This window comes from Gracilimonas sp. BCB1 (assembly GCF_040117685.2).
Classification (GTDB): domain Bacteria; phylum Bacteroidota; class Rhodothermia; order Balneolales; family Balneolaceae; genus Gracilimonas.
This window is the reverse complement of sequence record NZ_JBEDYP020000011.1, coordinates 67,180-82,087: the sequence shown is the minus strand read 5'-3', so window position 1 is coordinate 82,087 and position 14,908 is coordinate 67,180. Positions and strand designations below refer to the sequence as shown.

At 44.4% G+C, this 14,908-nt stretch carries 16 protein-coding genes; 11 read left to right on the top strand and 5 right to left on the bottom strand.

The genetic code is table 11. The annotated features are described in order from the left end of the window. Positions 1 to 23: 23 nt before the first annotated feature. From ABFW99_RS06170 to ABFW99_RS06145, 6 genes are all read left to right on the top strand, one after another. A complete protein-coding gene (locus ABFW99_RS06170; protein WP_349355864.1) occupies positions 24 to 407 on the top strand; it encodes a VOC family protein in 384 nt (127 codons plus the stop codon). Next, positions 404 to 628: a hypothetical protein gene (locus ABFW99_RS06165; RefSeq protein ID WP_349355863.1), complete on the top strand. Its 225-nt coding sequence runs from the start codon at positions 404 to 406 to the stop codon at positions 626 to 628. The genes ABFW99_RS06170 and ABFW99_RS06165 overlap by 4 nt, the downstream gene beginning before the upstream one ends. Further along, on the top strand, positions 625 to 984 hold the full coding sequence (locus ABFW99_RS06160) for a nuclear transport factor 2 family protein (RefSeq protein WP_349355862.1): 360 nt from the start codon (positions 625 to 627) through the stop codon (positions 982 to 984). The genes ABFW99_RS06165 and ABFW99_RS06160 overlap by 4 nt, the downstream gene beginning before the upstream one ends. A gap of 36 nt (positions 985 to 1,020) precedes the next feature. After that, positions 1,021 to 1,443 carry a VOC family protein gene (locus ABFW99_RS06155; protein WP_349355861.1) on the top strand — a complete coding sequence of 141 codons (423 nt, stop codon included), beginning with the start codon at positions 1,021 to 1,023 and terminating at the stop codon, positions 1,441 to 1,443. Positions 1,444 to 1,496: 53 nt separating this feature from the next. Next, positions 1,497 to 1,904 (top strand): SRPBCC family protein, encoded by a 408-nt coding sequence (locus tag ABFW99_RS06150; RefSeq protein WP_349355860.1) that lies wholly within the window; start codon positions 1,497 to 1,499, stop codon positions 1,902 to 1,904. 138 nt (positions 1,905 to 2,042) lie between these two features. Further along, positions 2,043 to 4,430 carry an ABC transporter permease gene (locus ABFW99_RS06145; protein WP_349355859.1) on the top strand — a complete coding sequence of 796 codons (2,388 nt, stop codon included), beginning with the start codon at positions 2,043 to 2,045 and terminating at the stop codon, positions 4,428 to 4,430. Between the two features lie 149 nt (positions 4,431 to 4,579). Here the strand turns inward: ABFW99_RS06145 and ABFW99_RS06140 are convergent, their stop codons facing one another. Further along, complete coding sequence (locus ABFW99_RS06140) at positions 4,580 to 4,744, bottom strand: DUF1328 domain-containing protein (protein ID WP_349355858.1); 165 nt, start codon at positions 4,742 to 4,744, stop codon at positions 4,580 to 4,582. A 42-nt stretch (positions 4,745 to 4,786) separates the two neighbouring features. On the opposite strand from ABFW99_RS06140, the gene ABFW99_RS06135 reads away from it, so the two are divergent. Continuing rightward, positions 4,787 to 5,572: a DNA alkylation repair protein gene (locus ABFW99_RS06135; protein WP_349355857.1), complete on the top strand. Its 786-nt coding sequence runs from the start codon at positions 4,787 to 4,789 to the stop codon at positions 5,570 to 5,572. Here the strand turns inward: ABFW99_RS06135 and ABFW99_RS06130 are convergent. The 3 genes from ABFW99_RS06130 to mnmE all read right to left on the bottom strand — a co-directional run bounded on the left by ABFW99_RS06130 (position 5,562) and on the right by mnmE (position 8,599). Beyond that, positions 5,562 to 6,320 (bottom strand): hypothetical protein, encoded by a 759-nt coding sequence (locus ABFW99_RS06130; RefSeq protein ID WP_349355856.1) that lies wholly within the window; start codon positions 6,318 to 6,320, stop codon positions 5,562 to 5,564. The genes ABFW99_RS06135 and ABFW99_RS06130 overlap by 11 nt on opposite strands. A gap of 93 nt (positions 6,321 to 6,413) precedes the next feature. Next, a complete protein-coding gene (locus tag ABFW99_RS06125) occupies positions 6,414 to 7,151 on the bottom strand; it encodes a tetratricopeptide repeat protein (protein ID WP_349355855.1) in 738 nt (245 codons plus the stop codon). A gap of 74 nt (positions 7,152 to 7,225) precedes the next feature. After that, positions 7,226 to 8,599 carry a tRNA uridine-5-carboxymethylaminomethyl(34) synthesis GTPase MnmE gene (mnmE, locus tag ABFW99_RS06120; protein ID WP_349355854.1) on the bottom strand — a complete coding sequence of 458 codons (1,374 nt, stop codon included), beginning with the start codon at positions 8,597 to 8,599 and terminating at the stop codon, positions 7,226 to 7,228. A 34-nt stretch (positions 8,600 to 8,633) separates the two neighbouring features. On the opposite strand from mnmE, the gene ABFW99_RS06115 reads away from it, so the two are divergent. Both ABFW99_RS06115 and glpK read left to right on the top strand, forming a co-directional pair. After that, positions 8,634 to 9,392: a transporter gene (locus tag ABFW99_RS06115; RefSeq protein ID WP_349355853.1), complete on the top strand. Its 759-nt coding sequence runs from the start codon at positions 8,634 to 8,636 to the stop codon at positions 9,390 to 9,392. Between the two features lie 16 nt (positions 9,393 to 9,408). After that, positions 9,409 to 10,908 carry a glycerol kinase GlpK gene (gene glpK / locus ABFW99_RS06110; protein ID WP_349355852.1) on the top strand — a complete coding sequence of 500 codons (1,500 nt, stop codon included), beginning with the start codon at positions 9,409 to 9,411 and terminating at the stop codon, positions 10,906 to 10,908. 60 nt (positions 10,909 to 10,968) lie between these two features. Here the strand turns inward: glpK and ABFW99_RS06105 are convergent, their stop codons facing one another. After that, complete coding sequence (locus ABFW99_RS06105; RefSeq protein ID WP_349355851.1) at positions 10,969 to 12,648, bottom strand: peptide MFS transporter; 1,680 nt, start codon at positions 12,646 to 12,648, stop codon at positions 10,969 to 10,971. Positions 12,649 to 12,885: 237 nt separating this feature from the next. Between ABFW99_RS06105 and hutH the strand changes: the two genes are divergently transcribed. Further along, entirely contained in the window at positions 12,886 to 14,373 is a 1,488-nt protein-coding gene (gene hutH, locus ABFW99_RS06100) for a histidine ammonia-lyase (RefSeq protein WP_349355850.1), read from the top strand. 34 nt (positions 14,374 to 14,407) lie between these two features. Further along, entirely contained in the window at positions 14,408 to 14,884 is a 477-nt protein-coding gene (locus ABFW99_RS06095) for a DUF456 domain-containing protein (protein WP_349355849.1), read from the top strand. The last annotated feature ends 24 nt before the right edge of the window (positions 14,885 to 14,908 follow it).

Sequence of the window (14,908 nt, the reverse complement as noted above, 5' to 3'; positions counted from 1 at the left end):
GTATAAACTTAAATCCTGACGATATGCTAAATATTAAAAACACATTCAGTAGTTTTTCAGTAAATGATCTTGAGAAAGCTCTGGAGTTCTATAGTGAAACTCTTGGGTTGTCAGTGACAAAAGACGAAATGGGATTTTTGAATATTGATTTGCCGGGTGGAGATCGGGCTATTGTTTATCCAAAAGGGACGGATCATAAACCAGCCGTGTTCACAGTTTTGAATTTTGTAGTGGGTGATATAGAAGAAGCCGTTGATACTTTGACCAGCAAAGGCATCACCTTTGAACAGTATGAGGGGAATATCGAAACAGATGAGAAAGGGATTAGTAGGGGACCCGGACCTTTAATTGCATGGTTCAAAGATCCTGCGGGTAATATTTTATCGATTATAGAAGAATACGAATGAGCGATATAAATATAAAAGTGTATAAAACAACCGTAGATAACCGGGAGCAGGCTAAAGAGATTCTTAGGGACATCCGGGAAGAACTCCCTGAAAGTTGCCCCAGTTTTGACCTGGAAAATTGCGACAAGGTATTGAGGGTTGAAAGCAAAAGGGGCGTAAAAGAGGTGCAGATCAAAAAAATAATTAAGAATTATGGACATCAAATGGAGGTATTGCCATGACACAAAAAGGTGAGTTTTTGGAAAAATTTAATGAAGCTTTTGCCAGGAGTGATATCAACTTTATTCTTGAAAACGTTACCGAAGATATTAGCTGGATCGCAGTTGGTGATTTTTCGGTGAAGGGCAAGGTGGCATTCTCAAAAGCACTGGATAAGATGAAAAGCGAGCAAGCATATCACATTAATATCAAAAACATTATCACCCATGGCGATTCGGCTGCAGTAGATGGAATTATGAAGATGTCAGCCGGGGATAAGAAGTATGCATTTTGCGATATCTATAAATTCAGCGGATTTAAAAACCCGAAGGTGAAAGAACTGACCTCCTACGTTATTGAGGTAAACGGAACAACATAATCAGATTCTCAAAACAGCAACACTTATATAAATATTATGCCAACCATTAATCCTTACCTGAATTTTCAGGGAAATACGGAAGAAGCTTTTAAATTTTATCAATCCATTTTTGGAGGAGAACTCATTGGAGGAGTTTCCAGGTTTATCAATGCGCCTGAAGCGGAGAAACTCTCTGAAGAAGAAATGAATAAAGTTATGCACGTTGCCCTTCCTTTTGGGGACAACAACATGATAATGGCTACGGATGCGCTTGAGTCGATGGGGCAAAAGGTGAAAGCCGGAAACAACTTCTATCTTTGTATTTCAGCCGACAGCAGGGAACAGGCAGACCAATTTTTTGAGGGACTTTCGGCAGGGGCAGAAATTGAGATGGAAATGCAAGATGCATTTTGGGGTGATTATTTTGGGATGCTAACCGACAAATTTGGTATACAGTGGATGATTACTTTTGCTGACTAAAAATTTACCGTTTTGGTTCAGAGATATGAAACAACAATCAAATCTATCATTAAATGAAAATTTCTATTCAAACCACAGTTGATGCGGACGTGCAAAAAGTATGGAATTACTACTCGCTTCCTGAGCACATCACAAACTGGAACTTTGCTTCCGATGACTGGCACTGCCCACATGCAGAAAATGACCTTCAACCCGGTGGGAGATATAAAGCAAGAATGGAGGCCAAAGACGGCAGTTTTGGTTTTGATTTCGAAGCTACCTACGACGAAGTGATTAAGCACAAGAAAATAGTATATACCCTCGATGACGGAAGGAAAGTGGTTACCGATTTTGAAAATCAGGATGGGAAAACCAAAGTCATCACAGTTTTTGAAGCAGAATCCGAAAACTCAATAGAAATGCAAAAAGAAGGTTGGCAGGCCATTCTGAATAACTTTAAGAAATACACGGAAGCCAGTTAGCGTAAGAAGGGGCGCAATCAAAACATGTGATTTTACACCTTTTTTCGGGTTTCGGTCGTCTTTTGGGTAACCTGTTTTATGTGTGATGCGTAAAGCACGGGAATTTTGCCTTCATCCTTCATTAAAAAAGGTGTGCTCATGTTTAAAAATTATATTCTGACCTCGTGGAGAAATCTGATCAAGCATAAAGGATACACCGGGGTAAATTTACTTGGTTTGGTCTTGGGGATTTCAGCTTTCATCATTCTTGGGCTCTATGTGTGGGAGGATTTGAGCTTCAACAAATTTAACTCTAACTACGAGCGTATCGGCCGTGTGGTAACGATTGATAAAGCGCGCGGGGTTTCTTCACAACGTGTAGGCGTCTCTTACCCTGCATTGGGACCGGCACTGGAAGAAAATTTACCGGAGATCGTTGAGACGGTCCGGATCAGCAGCCAGGGCCAAAGCTCGGTAAGGTATAACAACGAGAATTACCTGGTTGAAACTTCCTACCTCACTGAAAATTCATTTTTCAAAATTTTTGATTTTGAGCTGATTCGGGGTTCATACGAAGTTGTACTTACACGTCCCGGAACGGTGGTAGTAACACAAAGCTTTGCCGATCGGGTATTCGGAAGGGAAGATATAATTGGAGAGACTATTGAAAACCAGCAGGGCAATCTGCTTGAAGTGGTTGGGGTGATGGAAGACGTGCCGCCAAGCTCACACTTTCAATTCGAAGTTCTGCAGGCGATGGTAGCTGGAGAAGGGCAACAAGGGTTCTCGCAGTTTCTGGAATCGTGGAATACCATTGCGGTTCAAACCTATGTGCTTTTTGACCGGCCAAGAGATACCGAACAGTTTGCTGACCGGCTCATGCAAGTTGCTACAGATAACGGTGGATACGAAATGTTTTTCCCTACCATCATCCCGCTTTCAGATGTTCACCTGAATTCATCGGAAATTCTTTTTGATGTAAATAACCGGAAAAGCGATATCAGCAATGTGTATATCATGATGGCTATTGCTTTGATGGTGCTGGTTCTTGCCTGCTTTAATTATGTGAATTTGGTAACAGCTCGGTCAGCATCCCGGGCCAAAGAAATTGGATTAAGAAAAGTGGTTGGAGGAGTACGAAGTCAGCTTATAGCCCAGCACCTGATCGAATCAATATTTCTGGTACTCCTGGCCTTTGTGGTGTCAGTCGCGTTGGTTTATGTTTCTCTCCCCGTTTTAAATGATATGTATTCAAGATATGCAGAAATCAGCTGGTTGTTGACCCCGGAATTTATGGGTGCTGCCGTAGCCGGTATTTTGCTCATCGGGGTGCTATCCGGATTATACCCTGCTGCGGTACTTTCATCATTCAAGCCTACCACGGTTTTAAAAGGTGCATTTTCAAGCAGCTCCAAAGGCTCCTTTTTACGCCATTCATTGGTAGTTCTGCAGTTTATGATTTCGATTGCTTTGCTGGCCGGAACCATTGTAGTATTTCAGCAGATGAATTTCATCTTTAACGCAGATTTAGGATACGATCGAGATCAGATTGTAACGTTAAGCGCGGGTCAGTTTCAAAACCCGGATAATGCGGTCACTTTTTATGATGAACTGGGCAAAATTCCCGGTGTTAAATCAGTTGGAGCTTCCGTTCAGCAAATCGGATCTCAATATGGGCGGTCAGGGGTTACGCCAGAGGGCATTTCGTCAGAGGAAAATATCATCTCCAGTGTGACAAACATTAATGATAATTATATCCCAACGATGGGAATCGATATTGCAGAAGGACGCAATTTTTCAGTCCAATATGCTGATTCGGGTAATTCAGTATTGGTGAATCAGGCTTTTCTAAGGATGCTGGGTTGGGAAACAGGAACAGACAAAACCCTGACATTTGGAGTGAACAGTGATAATCCAACTACATTAAATATAGTGGGAGTAGTTGAGGACTTTCACTTTGCTACGGTTCGCCATGAGGTGGAGCCCCTAATTATGTTTTACGGGGAAGCTTTACCGACGGTGTCATTGAAAGTGGAGGCTCAGAATTTGAGCAGAACCCTGACAGAAGTAGAAGAAGTATGGGGTGCATTTTTGCCAAACCGTTCTTTTGAGTATAGTTTCCTGGACGATTCTTTTGCACAGCAATACAGTACAGAGCAAACCCTTTCACAGATGATACGTCACTTTTCAATTCTGGCTATTTCTATTGCTGCCATCGGGCTTTTTATCCTGTCGGTGTTTACTGTTCAGCAACGAAGAAAAGAGATCGGAATCCGTAAGGTACTTGGATCCACTACAACCGGAATCGGGATGCTGCTAAGCAAAGACTTTCTGAAATGGATTCTTCTTTCGAATATAATCAGCTTACCGGTTGCATGGTATTTGCTGAAAGCATGGCTTGCCAACTTCCGCTACCGCATAGATCTGGATGTTTTTCCTTTCCTGGCAGCAATGGTTATCTCTATGCTGATAGCCGGGATTACCGTTAGTATTCAATCCTATAAAGCAGCCACAGAAAATCCGGTTAAAAGTCTGCGCAGTGAGTAAGATCAGTCATTAAATCTGCCGTTTAATAACCCGGTTTTTTCAGCGATCGTTAGAGGTTGCAGGGATGTCAACCTTATTGCCGGCGGTAAACGGAGTGCCAAGGCTCTGTTCTAACAACTGTTTATGGGTTCAGGTATGTAGGTGGTGTGCTATACTCTGGGGCGTTTCCCAAAAACCAATGAGATGAGAAACAGAACGATAAATACGTAAAAACAAATTTCAGCGATGCCGGCTGCAGCTCCCGCAATGCCTCCAAAACCTAAAATGCCAGCGACTATCGCAATTACTAAAAATGTGATTGTCCAGCGTAACATGTACTCTCCTTATTAATTTTAAGTTATATATTCCTATCAGGAATGCACATTATTGTTCCTTGGAGTTATGAAATGAGTTCCTACAAAAAACCAACGGATTATTTTGACGAAGAACTGGCAAAGATGCTGGCCGATAAAATCAGCTTGGTTTACACAGATTTTGATAGCTCTAATTTCATAGAAGCTGTTAGGTCATCCTATAAGAATAAAGCGTTAAAGCAGCGGGTAGAGTTAATAGCCGACCAGTTGTTCACTTATCTTCCGGACGATTATTCAGCTGCAGTAGGGATTTTAACACAAATATTAGGCCCCGAAAACCCTGAGGAAACCGGGATGTTTACCAACTACTACTGGCTGATGCCGGTAGCCAAGTTTGTAGAGAAATTTGGGTTGAATCATTATCAATTATCCATCGGGGCTATTGAGGAGATCACTAAACGAAATACCGGTGAATATGCCATTCGTCCTTTTATAGAGAAATATCCCAGCGAAACATTGATGGTGATGAAGAAATGGGCAAAGTCAGGTAATTTTCACCTTCGTAGATTGGCTTCAGAAGGACTAAGGCCCAAACTTCCGTGGGCACCTAAACTGGATTTGTTTATTGATGACCCATCGCCGGTATTTGATATCCTTACACTTTTAAAGGAAGATGAAGTTCATTTTGTGAAGAAGTCGGTTGCAAACCATATCACGGATTACTTTAAAGTGAATCCGTTCGCTGCACAAAAACTTATTGAGGGTTGGCAGCCAACAGAGAATGAGCATACGAGGTGGATCATTAACTATGCTACAAGAAAGGTAAATCCTGATCTGCTTAAAAATTAAAGTCCAGTTCGATCTGCCACACTCCGGATTCCTGTTCTTCCCATAAAATCACATATAATCCGCCATTACCCCGGCGCTCAGAACCGGTAAAATACCGGCCAATTTCGAGCACGTTACTTTCAGAGATTTTCCAAAGCCGTTCCTTTTTAAGATCCACCTGGTAATTCGGGTTCTCCATATAGGAATATCGATCGGCAATTTCCTGGCGCCCTTCCGACTTTTGTCCGTTCCCAAAGTAGGTGGCATCTTCGGTATAGCTGACTTTGATGTGAGATTCAGGATGGTGCTGGTTAGCAAGTTCGACCCATTTCTTACGCTCCTGATCAAATAACCGGTCTGATTCAGAGCTAATCTGAGTAGTTCCACTTTCTATAGCCAGAATAACATCAATTTCTTTTAGCCAGCTTCCCTCCACTTCGCGCCAGCCGGTTAGCAGCAGTAAAGAATCAGTTGAGGTGATAAGCCTGCCAACGGTTATGTATCTGAACTTATCGTGCTGAAAGGCCTGATGGTGAGTATATCGCTTAAGGTTTTGGATCTCTTCCTTTCTCAAAACCTGCATCAGGCTTTCAGCATCGCCGGTTTTTATTTTTGAATATATCAGGCTTCGGCCATCCCAATAAAAGCCGGATGTTGATTCCCCCATTCTAAGGGTATCTACCCATTCTTGTTGAAGGGAGTGAAGATCGGGCTGGGCTTGGGCTGTAATTCCTGCCAATAAAAAGAATAAAAGAAATGCTTTTTTCATCACAGAGAGGGTTATTTATACTACCTGATTAGTATAGTCAGCCGCATTTTAAATACCAAATGACTTTAATCTCACTGAAAAAATTCATTCAGACTATTTGCAATGATCCTGCAGCAGCTGTTCGGCTAATTCACTCCCCAGTTGTTTTGCCGTGGTGAAATTAGAACAGGCATACTCGCTCTCATTCAAACTAAGATAGGTTTTGCCTCTGTTTATAAAAACATCGGTATTGCCGGAATCCAATTGTGTAGAAAAGTTATAATCGGAAATGGCCTCTCTGTAATTACCCAGGCTGTCGTTGGCTTGCGCCCGCATATAAAACGATTGGGAAAGGGTTGAATCAAGTCCGATAGCATACGAGAGTGTATTAATGGCCCCCTGAAAATCACCGTTTTCAAACTTGGCTTTTCCCAAAAAGAAAAACCCTCCGGGATTGGCAGGAGCCATGGTAACCAGTTTCTCATAATCACGAATTGCCCCCTGGTAGTCATAAGAATATAACTTGGCTTCCCCTCTCAGTGCATATCCGTATGGGTTGTTGGGGTCGGCTTCAATGGCATTATCCAGCAGGGGGATGGCGTCTTCAAAATTCTGAACATAAAAACCTGCACTGTCTTCAGGAAAACTGCGAGTCTTAGTGAGGCTTAATCCAATGTAGGCTTTGTTGAAATCATAGCCGTATTCCAGGGCATTTGTGAAAGCAGTTTCGGCTTCCTGAAACTTATTGTTATCCAGCAGGCGATATCCTTGTCGTAAATAATTGACCCGGTCTTTTTCTTTAGCACAGCCAAAAGTTACGGTAAGAGCCAGCAGCAGTATGATTAATCGCATGGTATAATATTATTTGGATGAATAGTGGAAGAACATACGGAATACATGAATGGCCGGATGTTAGAATGCTTTTACTACTTTCCGATACAGAAGCGAGAGAAGATCGAATCCAGCACATCTTCATTGGTAATTTCCCCTGTGATGGTTCCCAATTCCTTCAAGGCCGCCCGTAAATCGATGGACAAAAAATCGCCGGTCATGTCCTGGTCCAAAGCTCGCAAAGCGGATTGCACATGATCTTTGGTTTTTTGAAGGGCATCCCGGTGGCGGGTAGAGGTAACCAGCAGGCTGGAGGCATCATAATGCTTGTTTTCCAATGCCCGGTCTTTAAGCAGTTGCTTCAACTCTTTGATGCGCTCGCCCTCCAGGGCCGAAATCTTTAAATCGAATTCGGTACGCCATTCTTCCTTGGTTTCAATATCCTGTTTGGTGCCAATCAGGATAAAAGGAGTGTCTTTGGCCCGGGACTGAAAGTCGACAATTTCCTTTCGCTCGGTCTCCGAAAAAGGTTGAGATAAATCTTTCAGATAAATCACTAAGTCGGCCTGTTCAAAAGCCTTTTGGGAGCGTTTTACTCCTTCGGCCTCTACTACATCCTCGGTTTCGCGGAGTCCCGCAGTGTCAATGAGTTTAAAGAGTAATCCGTCGTAGCTCCAGTCGGCATCAATGGTGTCGCGCGTGGTTCCGGCTATTTCGGTAACGATGGCACGGTCACTCCCCACCAGGGTATTCAGTAAAGTGGATTTTCCGGCATTCGGGCGGCCAATAAGTACCGTTTTAACTCCATCTTTCACCAGCCGGCCGGTTTCATAAGTCTCAAGCAGTGCTTTGATTTCGGCATCCAGCGCTTCCAGTAGTTTTTGAAGCTGTTCTTTGTTGGCAAATTCCACATCCTCTTCAATAAAATCGAGTTCCAGCTCCACCATGGCGGTGGCGTCAATAATTTGCTGGCGGAAGCTTTTGATATGTTCTCCCAATCGCCCTTCCAGCTGTTGGTGTGCAGCATCGACTGCTTTAGAGCTTTTGGCGTGAATGAGGTCTGCAACCGCTTCAGCCTGATCCAGGTCCAGTTTTCCATTCAGAAAAGCACGCTGGGTAAATTCCCCGGGCTCGGCCGACTTCACCCCGAGAGCCAAAATGGTTTCGAGCACAGACTGAGTAACCAGCACGCCACCGTGGCAGGATATTTCCACCGTTTCTTCCCCGGTGTATGATTTTGGTGAATGAAATAACGTCACCAAAACCTCATCCACAGGCAGACCTTTGCTGCTCACGATTTTTCCGAAATGAACGGTGTGGGAGGTTGGATTTGTTAGGTCTTTGCCTTTAAAAGCCTTATTTACCAATGCAATAGCACCTTTACCGGAAACACGGATGACAGCAATTCCGCCTTCGCCAACTGGTGTAGCTATAGCAGCTATTGGTGGTTTTTCTGTAATTTCATTCATATCTAAAGATATTCATCTGCATAAAAATAATTTTATGAAATATACACATCTCATTATAGCCTTTTGTTTTGTTCTTGCCTCAAATCATGCAATTGCTCAGGAAAATTACACCCCCGACAGGCCGGGTATTGGAAACAGTTCTTATGTTGTTGAAGCCGGTGTTTTTGGTCTGGAAACGGGCGTTCAGCTTTCAACCGGAAATGCAGTCAACCAGTTTGATATCGGCCAAATGTTGTTACGTTTTGGGATATTTGAAAAGCTTGAATTAAGAGCGCTACTGAATTCCTACTCCACTCAATACTTTGATCAAACCGATGCGGTGAATTCAGGTTTCCAGGATTTAGGTCTCGCTGCCAAGTATAACCTATATGAAGCTGATCAAACCAGAATTTCAGCCCTTGGTAAAATCAGTATTCCGGTAGGCGCATCTGCTTTTACCAACGATGAAGTAGTGCCTACTCTTTTTCTGGTTGGTGATCAGTCTCTGACTTCTAACGTAAGTATTTCATCAAACCTGGGTTATACTTTTGGAGTTGGAGACCTCAGCGATAACTGGCTGTTTACCCTGACTCCGGGATTCAGCTTCCCAAATCAACAGAATCTAAGTGCGTATGCAGGCTATGCGGGAATCTATTATGGGAATAATATCAACTTACATTACGCCGAAGCGGGATTGGCGCTTATAGTAAATGATGGAGCCCAGCTGGACCTGAACGCCGGTTATGAGTTTGAGCAGGAGTCGTTTTTTATTGGAATTGGTTTTGCTCAGGGTTTTTCGACTGCCCGCAGATAATTAAAATCATATCGCTATGGAGCAATTTGTATTAGCACTGGATCAGGGGACTACTAGTTCAAGGGCTATGCTCTTTAACAAGAAAGGAGAAATTGTTTCTGTAGCCCAAAAAGAATTCAGGCAGATTTATCCGGAACCGGGGTGGGTTGAGCATGACGCTTTGGAAATATGGTCGACACAGGCAGGGGTGGCAGCTGAGGCGGTTGCCTCAGCGGGGGTGAATGGAAAAGCCATAGCCGGAATCGGGATAACCAACCAACGGGAAACAACGGTGGTGTGGGACCGTGAAAGCGGGAAACCCATCTATAATGCCATTGTGTGGCAGGATCGCCGTACTTCCGGTTATTGTGACAATCTTATTGAAACCGGCCATGCTGATGCGATTCAGGATAAAACAGGTTTGGTCGTTGACTCCTATTTTTCCGGAACCAAAATTAAATGGATTCTCGAAAACGTGGAAGGAGCTCGCGAGAAAGCAAAGAAAGGCGAGCTCGCCTTCGGAACCATCGACACCTGGCTGATTTGGAAATTTACCCGGGGTGCTTTGCATATCACCGATGTTACCAATGCTTCCAGAACCATGCTGTTTAATATTCATTCTCTTGAATGGGACGATGAATTGCTGGAGCTCTTAGATATTCCCAAAAGTATGCTGCCGGAAGTGAGGGAGTCGAGTGAGATTTATGGAGAGACCAAAGCCAGTCTTTTTTCTGATACCATCCCCATTGCAGGTATTGCCGGCGACCAGCAGGCTGCTTTGTTCGGGCAGATGTGTACAGAACCGGGAATGATCAAAAATACGTATGGAACCGGGTGCTTCATGCTCATGAACGTTGGGGAAGAACCGGTGAAGTCCGCGAAAAACCTGCTTACAACGGTGGCCTGGAAAGTGAACGGCCAAACCCAATATGCACTGGAAGGATCGGTATTTATTGGGGGAGCGGTGGTGCAATGGCTGCGGGATGAGCTGGGCATCATTCAGGAGTCCAAAGACATTGAGTACCTGGCGAATAAAGTGGAGGAATCAGGTGGGGTATACCTGGTGCCTGCTTTTGTCGGACTTGGAGCTCCATACTGGAAACAACATGCAAGGGGGATGATGGTGGGGATGACCCGCGGAACCAACCGTGCTCACCTGGCAAGGGCTGCACAGGATGCCATTGCCTATCAGGTATTAGATTTACTGAATGCGATGAAGGCTGATTCCGGAATTGAGGTGAAAGAACTGCGGGTTGATGGAGGCGCTACGGCTAATGATACACTGATGCAGTTTCAGAGTGACTTGATTGAAGGAGTGCCGGTTATCCGACCGGAAGTGACTGAGACAACAGCGTTAGGGGCTGCCTATCTTGCAGGTCTGGCCGTAGGGTTTTGGGAAGATATTGAAGAAATTCGTGAGCTGTGGAAGGCAGAAAAACAATTCAACCGACAGAAAGACCCTGCTGAAGTCGAGAAATTGATTCAAGGCTGGAATCGGGCTGTGAAGGCAGCTATTGCCTGGGCTGATAACCGGTGAAACAAAAAAGGCTTCCTCAATTGAAGAAGCCTTTTCGGAATGAACTTATGTTCAGAGATTCTATTCAATATCTCCCATCAGTTTTCGAACCGGTGGAGCAGCAAGCAGAGCGACGATACCACCCCCACCTACAATCAGTGCCACCATCTGGAACAGCCCGGATGGAGCCAGGTTCTCAAGCTGTCCTGCGACAAGTCCGGCCATCAGGTTGCCAAGAGCGGTAGCCACAAACCAGATTCCCATCATTTGAGATACACGGTTTTTAGGGGCCAGTTTAGTCATGGAAGAAAGTCCAACCGGCGACAGACAAAGCTCACCAACGGTATGCAGGAAGTAAGTTACAATTAACCACGCAGGAGATACAAGACTTGTAGATGAAGCATTAGCAGATCCCCATGAAAGCACAAAGAAACCGGCAGCAAGGCCTAACAAACCCAATCCGAATTTAACCGGAATGGAAGGGTTGGCATTTCTGGAAGCCAGCCAGGTCCAGAGCATCCCGAAAATAGGTGCAAAAATTACAATGAATGTAGGGTTAATCAGCTGCAAAGTACTTGCCGGGATAATCCATCCATTTCCGATTTGTGTAAATAACCAGTAGAAAAAGGCAAGCAAGCCAACACCGGAAACAGCAACGGCTACTTTTGCCATTACCCAAAGGTCTTCCCGTTTAAAAGTTCTGAAAGCATACCAACCTATAGGGATGGCCAGAACGAGCGTAAGTATAAGAGCTCCCATTCCACCCAGAAATTCACTCGGGCCGGCAGCACGATCAGTTAAATCGGCCGCAAAAAGGTTAAGGGAAGAACCCGCCTGCTCGAAACCACTCCAGAACAACGCAGCCAGAATAAACAACCAGAAAATAACGCCCAATCTTTTCTTTTCCTGTTGGGTATGCCCGCCAAAGAAAATGATGTAGATAAAGAAAATAAGCGTAATGATTACCGCTACGATACCCAGGTTCTGAGCAAGGGCTTCAAGGGCTACATTGATGGCGCCTGAACTTTGCAGGAATCCAAAGATTACAACTGCAGCTGCCAGAAAAGAAGAAATTCCATAAAAGAGCTTACTGCGTTTCTTAATCTGCTCATCAGTAAAGCTTTCATCAAGGTCGCCGGCGCCTTCCAGGTATTTATCACCTACCTTATAGGAGACCAGTCCCAATAACATTCCAAAACCGGCCAGAGAAAATCCGTAGTGCCAGTTATAGCCTTCGCCTAAAAGTCCGCAAAGCAGGGGGCCTAATATTGCACCAAAGTTGATTCCCATATAGAAGATGGAGAATCCGGCATCACGTCGCGCTCCGCCTTCGGGATATAAATCGCCGACCATAGAACTAACATTCGGCTTCAGAAGCCCGGTTCCTACAACAATCAGTGCCAGTCCGATAAAGAAAAAGGTCGTGGTGGGCACTGCCATACTAAAGTGACCGGCTGCTATGATACATCCACCTACAAAAACGGCTTTTTTCTGTCCCCAGATATTATCAGCTACCCAGCCGCCCGGAAGAGAAAGTACGTAAACGAAAAAGGTGTAGATACCATAAATAGCGGCAGCTTCACCTACACTGAATCCAAGTCCGGGGTTCCCTCCAACGGCTTCGGCCGTCATAAAAAGTACCAGAAGGGCACGCATTCCATAGTAACTGAAGCGCTCCCATAATTCAGTAAAAAACAATGTCGATAAGCCACGCGGATGTCCAAAAAAGTCGTTGGTGGTGGCAGGGTTCCCGTTTGCCATAGTTTATAAAGATTGGTTAAGGGTTTAGTAATTGCATAAAGTGCGTGATGATACCTAAAGAGCTACTCGGTTGCAAGAATGGATTGAATTCAATGTGATATCTAACGACTTTGGGTTAAGAATTATCTCTTAACTTTTCCAAAGTTATTAAGGAAACGAAACTCCAAACATACTCCCTATCTAACTTTGGAAAAGTTACGATCAGGAAAAGGAAAAAAGGAATCTAAAAAAGGAAACATGCATAAAATTCAGATCAGCAGCTTATACAAGGATATTGAACGGTCTTTAAATCAGCTGAAGAAGGATCCTTCTCCCATACTGGATGCACGGGCAGTGGTGGATGATGCCCTTACCAAAGATGAAGCCTTTTATGGGATCAATACCGGTTTTGGCATTCTTGCGTCTAAACGTATTGGGGAAAACCAACTCAAGCAGCTGCAACGAAACTTAATTTTATCGCATGCGGTGGGCACCGGTGACCTGATTCCCAAAGAAATTTCAAGGCTAATGCTGCAACTTAAAATTCATGCGCTGGGTATTGGTTTTTCCGGAATATCAAAAGCGACTTTTGATCGACTCATGTTTTTCGTTGATCATGACTTGATTCCGGTTATCCCTGAAAAAGGGAGTGTAGGAGCATCGGGTGATTTAGCACCGCTTGCACATATGTCGCTGCCTCTGTTGGGTTTTGGTTCTTTTTGGAATGAGGATGGTACCAATACCATTCCGGCCGATAAAGTGCTTGAAAAACACAATCTGTCTCCGATCGAACTTCAGCCCAAAGATGGACTATCCTTAATAAATGGAACACAGTTAATGAGCGCTTATGGTGCTTTTGTGCTGGAAAAATCTCTCCGCTTGCTAAAAAGTGCAGACTTATTGGGAGCTATGAGCCTGGAAGCACTTCAGGGTAGTATTAAACCTTTTGATGAGCGTATTCATAAAATCCGCCCCCACAACGGACAGCAAACCGTTGCGGGGAATGTTCGTCGCCTTCTTCAAAACAGTGAGATTTTAGAGTCGCATAGGAACTGTGGTAAGGTGCAGGATCCGTATTCCCTTCGGTGCATCCCGCAGGTGCATGGAGCCAGCCGGGATGCTATCGCGCACTGCATCTCCACGGTTCAAACCGAAATAAATTCAGTGACGGACAATCCGCTGGTGTTTCAGAATGGAGATATCATAAGCGGCGGCAATTTTCATGGTCAACCATTGGCGTTGGTTCTGGATTATGCCGCTATAGCGCTGGCGGAACTGGCTAGTATTTCGGAGCGACGGACCTACCTGATGCTTGAAGGCCATGATGGGTTGCCTACATTGCTCATGGAAGAAACAGGAATTAACTCCGGGTTTATGATTCCTCAGTACACAGCAGCGGCTTTGGTTTCAGAAAATAAGGTACTTTGTCATCCTTCTTCAGTTGATTCTATCCCAACCAGCCTCGGGCAGGAAGACCATGTAAGTATGGGGAGTATCGGAGCGTTGAAGCTGCTGAATGTATTTAAAAATGTAGAACAGGTGCTGGCTATCGAGTTATTTACGGCATCGCAAGCACTTGACTTCCGAAAACCACTGAAACCGGGAGAAGGCGTGGATCATGCACATAAATTTATCCGCGAACAGATTCCGCATGCCCAGGAAGATCACTTTTTTAAGGATGAGATTAACGAAGCAGTGCAACTGCTTATGCAACCTGACCTGTTAGGCCCACTTGATTTGGAGTGATGAAACATAAAAGCGCTAAAATCGTGTAGCATTCATGGAACTTATCATACTTATTATCGGTGCATTATTAATGTTAATTGGTTTAGCCGGAGCCTTTCTGCCGGTTGTGCCCGGACTCCCATTCAGTTATGTGGGATTGCTGATTCTGCAGTTTTTATATGCCCCGTTTTCGCTCACATTTTTATTGGTATGGGCGGTGATTGTTATCGTAGTAGGGTTTGTGCTGGATAATGTGATTCCGGCATGGGCAACCAAAAAATTTGGAGGTTCACCCTATGGAGTTACAGGCTCTGTGGTAGGTCTGGTAGTCGGGCTGTTCTTTCCGCCCATTGGTTTTGTTTTGGGACCGCTGGTTGGTGCTTTTCTGGGAGAACTTATTGCCGGGAATAAATCCGATAAAGCCTTCAAATCGGCTTTAGGTTCTTTTGTCGGGTTTATGGCAGCTACAGGATTAAAAGTGATGGCTGCGGGCGTAATGGCGTATCATTATTTTGCGAATATGTCGATTTAAGCAAGGGAAGGCTCAAAGTCGCTA

Excerpts from the sequence above, each read along its gene's own strand:
- ABFW99_RS06170 (WP_349355864.1), top strand. The coding sequence starts at position 24 with ATGCTAAATATTAAAAACACATTCAGTAGTTTTTCAGTAAATGATCTT.
- ABFW99_RS06165 (WP_349355863.1), top strand. The coding sequence starts at position 404 with ATGAGCGATATAAATATAAAAGTGTATAAAACAACCGTAGATAACCGG.
- ABFW99_RS06160 (WP_349355862.1), top strand. The coding sequence starts at position 625 with ATGACACAAAAAGGTGAGTTTTTGGAAAAATTTAATGAAGCTTTTGCC.
- ABFW99_RS06155 (WP_349355861.1), top strand. The coding sequence starts at position 1,021 with ATGCCAACCATTAATCCTTACCTGAATTTTCAGGGAAATACGGAAGAA.
- ABFW99_RS06150 (WP_349355860.1), top strand. The coding sequence starts at position 1,497 with ATGAAAATTTCTATTCAAACCACAGTTGATGCGGACGTGCAAAAAGTA.
- ABFW99_RS06145 (WP_349355859.1), top strand. The coding sequence starts at position 2,043 with ATGTTTAAAAATTATATTCTGACCTCGTGGAGAAATCTGATCAAGCAT.
- ABFW99_RS06140 (WP_349355858.1), bottom strand. The coding sequence starts at position 4,744 with ATGTTACGCTGGACAATCACATTTTTAGTAATTGCGATAGTCGCTGGC.
- ABFW99_RS06135 (WP_349355857.1), top strand. The coding sequence starts at position 4,787 with ATGCACATTATTGTTCCTTGGAGTTATGAAATGAGTTCCTACAAAAAA.
- ABFW99_RS06130 (WP_349355856.1), bottom strand. The coding sequence starts at position 6,320 with ATGAAAAAAGCATTTCTTTTATTCTTTTTATTGGCAGGAATTACAGCC.
- ABFW99_RS06125 (WP_349355855.1), bottom strand. The coding sequence starts at position 7,151 with ATGCGATTAATCATACTGCTGCTGGCTCTTACCGTAACTTTTGGCTGT.
- mnmE (WP_349355854.1), bottom strand. The coding sequence starts at position 8,599 with ATGAATGAAATTACAGAAAAACCACCAATAGCTGCTATAGCTACACCA.
- ABFW99_RS06115 (WP_349355853.1), top strand. The coding sequence starts at position 8,634 with ATGAAATATACACATCTCATTATAGCCTTTTGTTTTGTTCTTGCCTCA.
- glpK (WP_349355852.1), top strand. The coding sequence starts at position 9,409 with ATGGAGCAATTTGTATTAGCACTGGATCAGGGGACTACTAGTTCAAGG.
- ABFW99_RS06105 (WP_349355851.1), bottom strand. The coding sequence starts at position 12,648 with ATGGCAAACGGGAACCCTGCCACCACCAACGACTTTTTTGGACATCCG.
- hutH (WP_349355850.1), top strand. The coding sequence starts at position 12,886 with ATGCATAAAATTCAGATCAGCAGCTTATACAAGGATATTGAACGGTCT.
- ABFW99_RS06095 (WP_349355849.1), top strand. The coding sequence starts at position 14,408 with ATGGAACTTATCATACTTATTATCGGTGCATTATTAATGTTAATTGGT.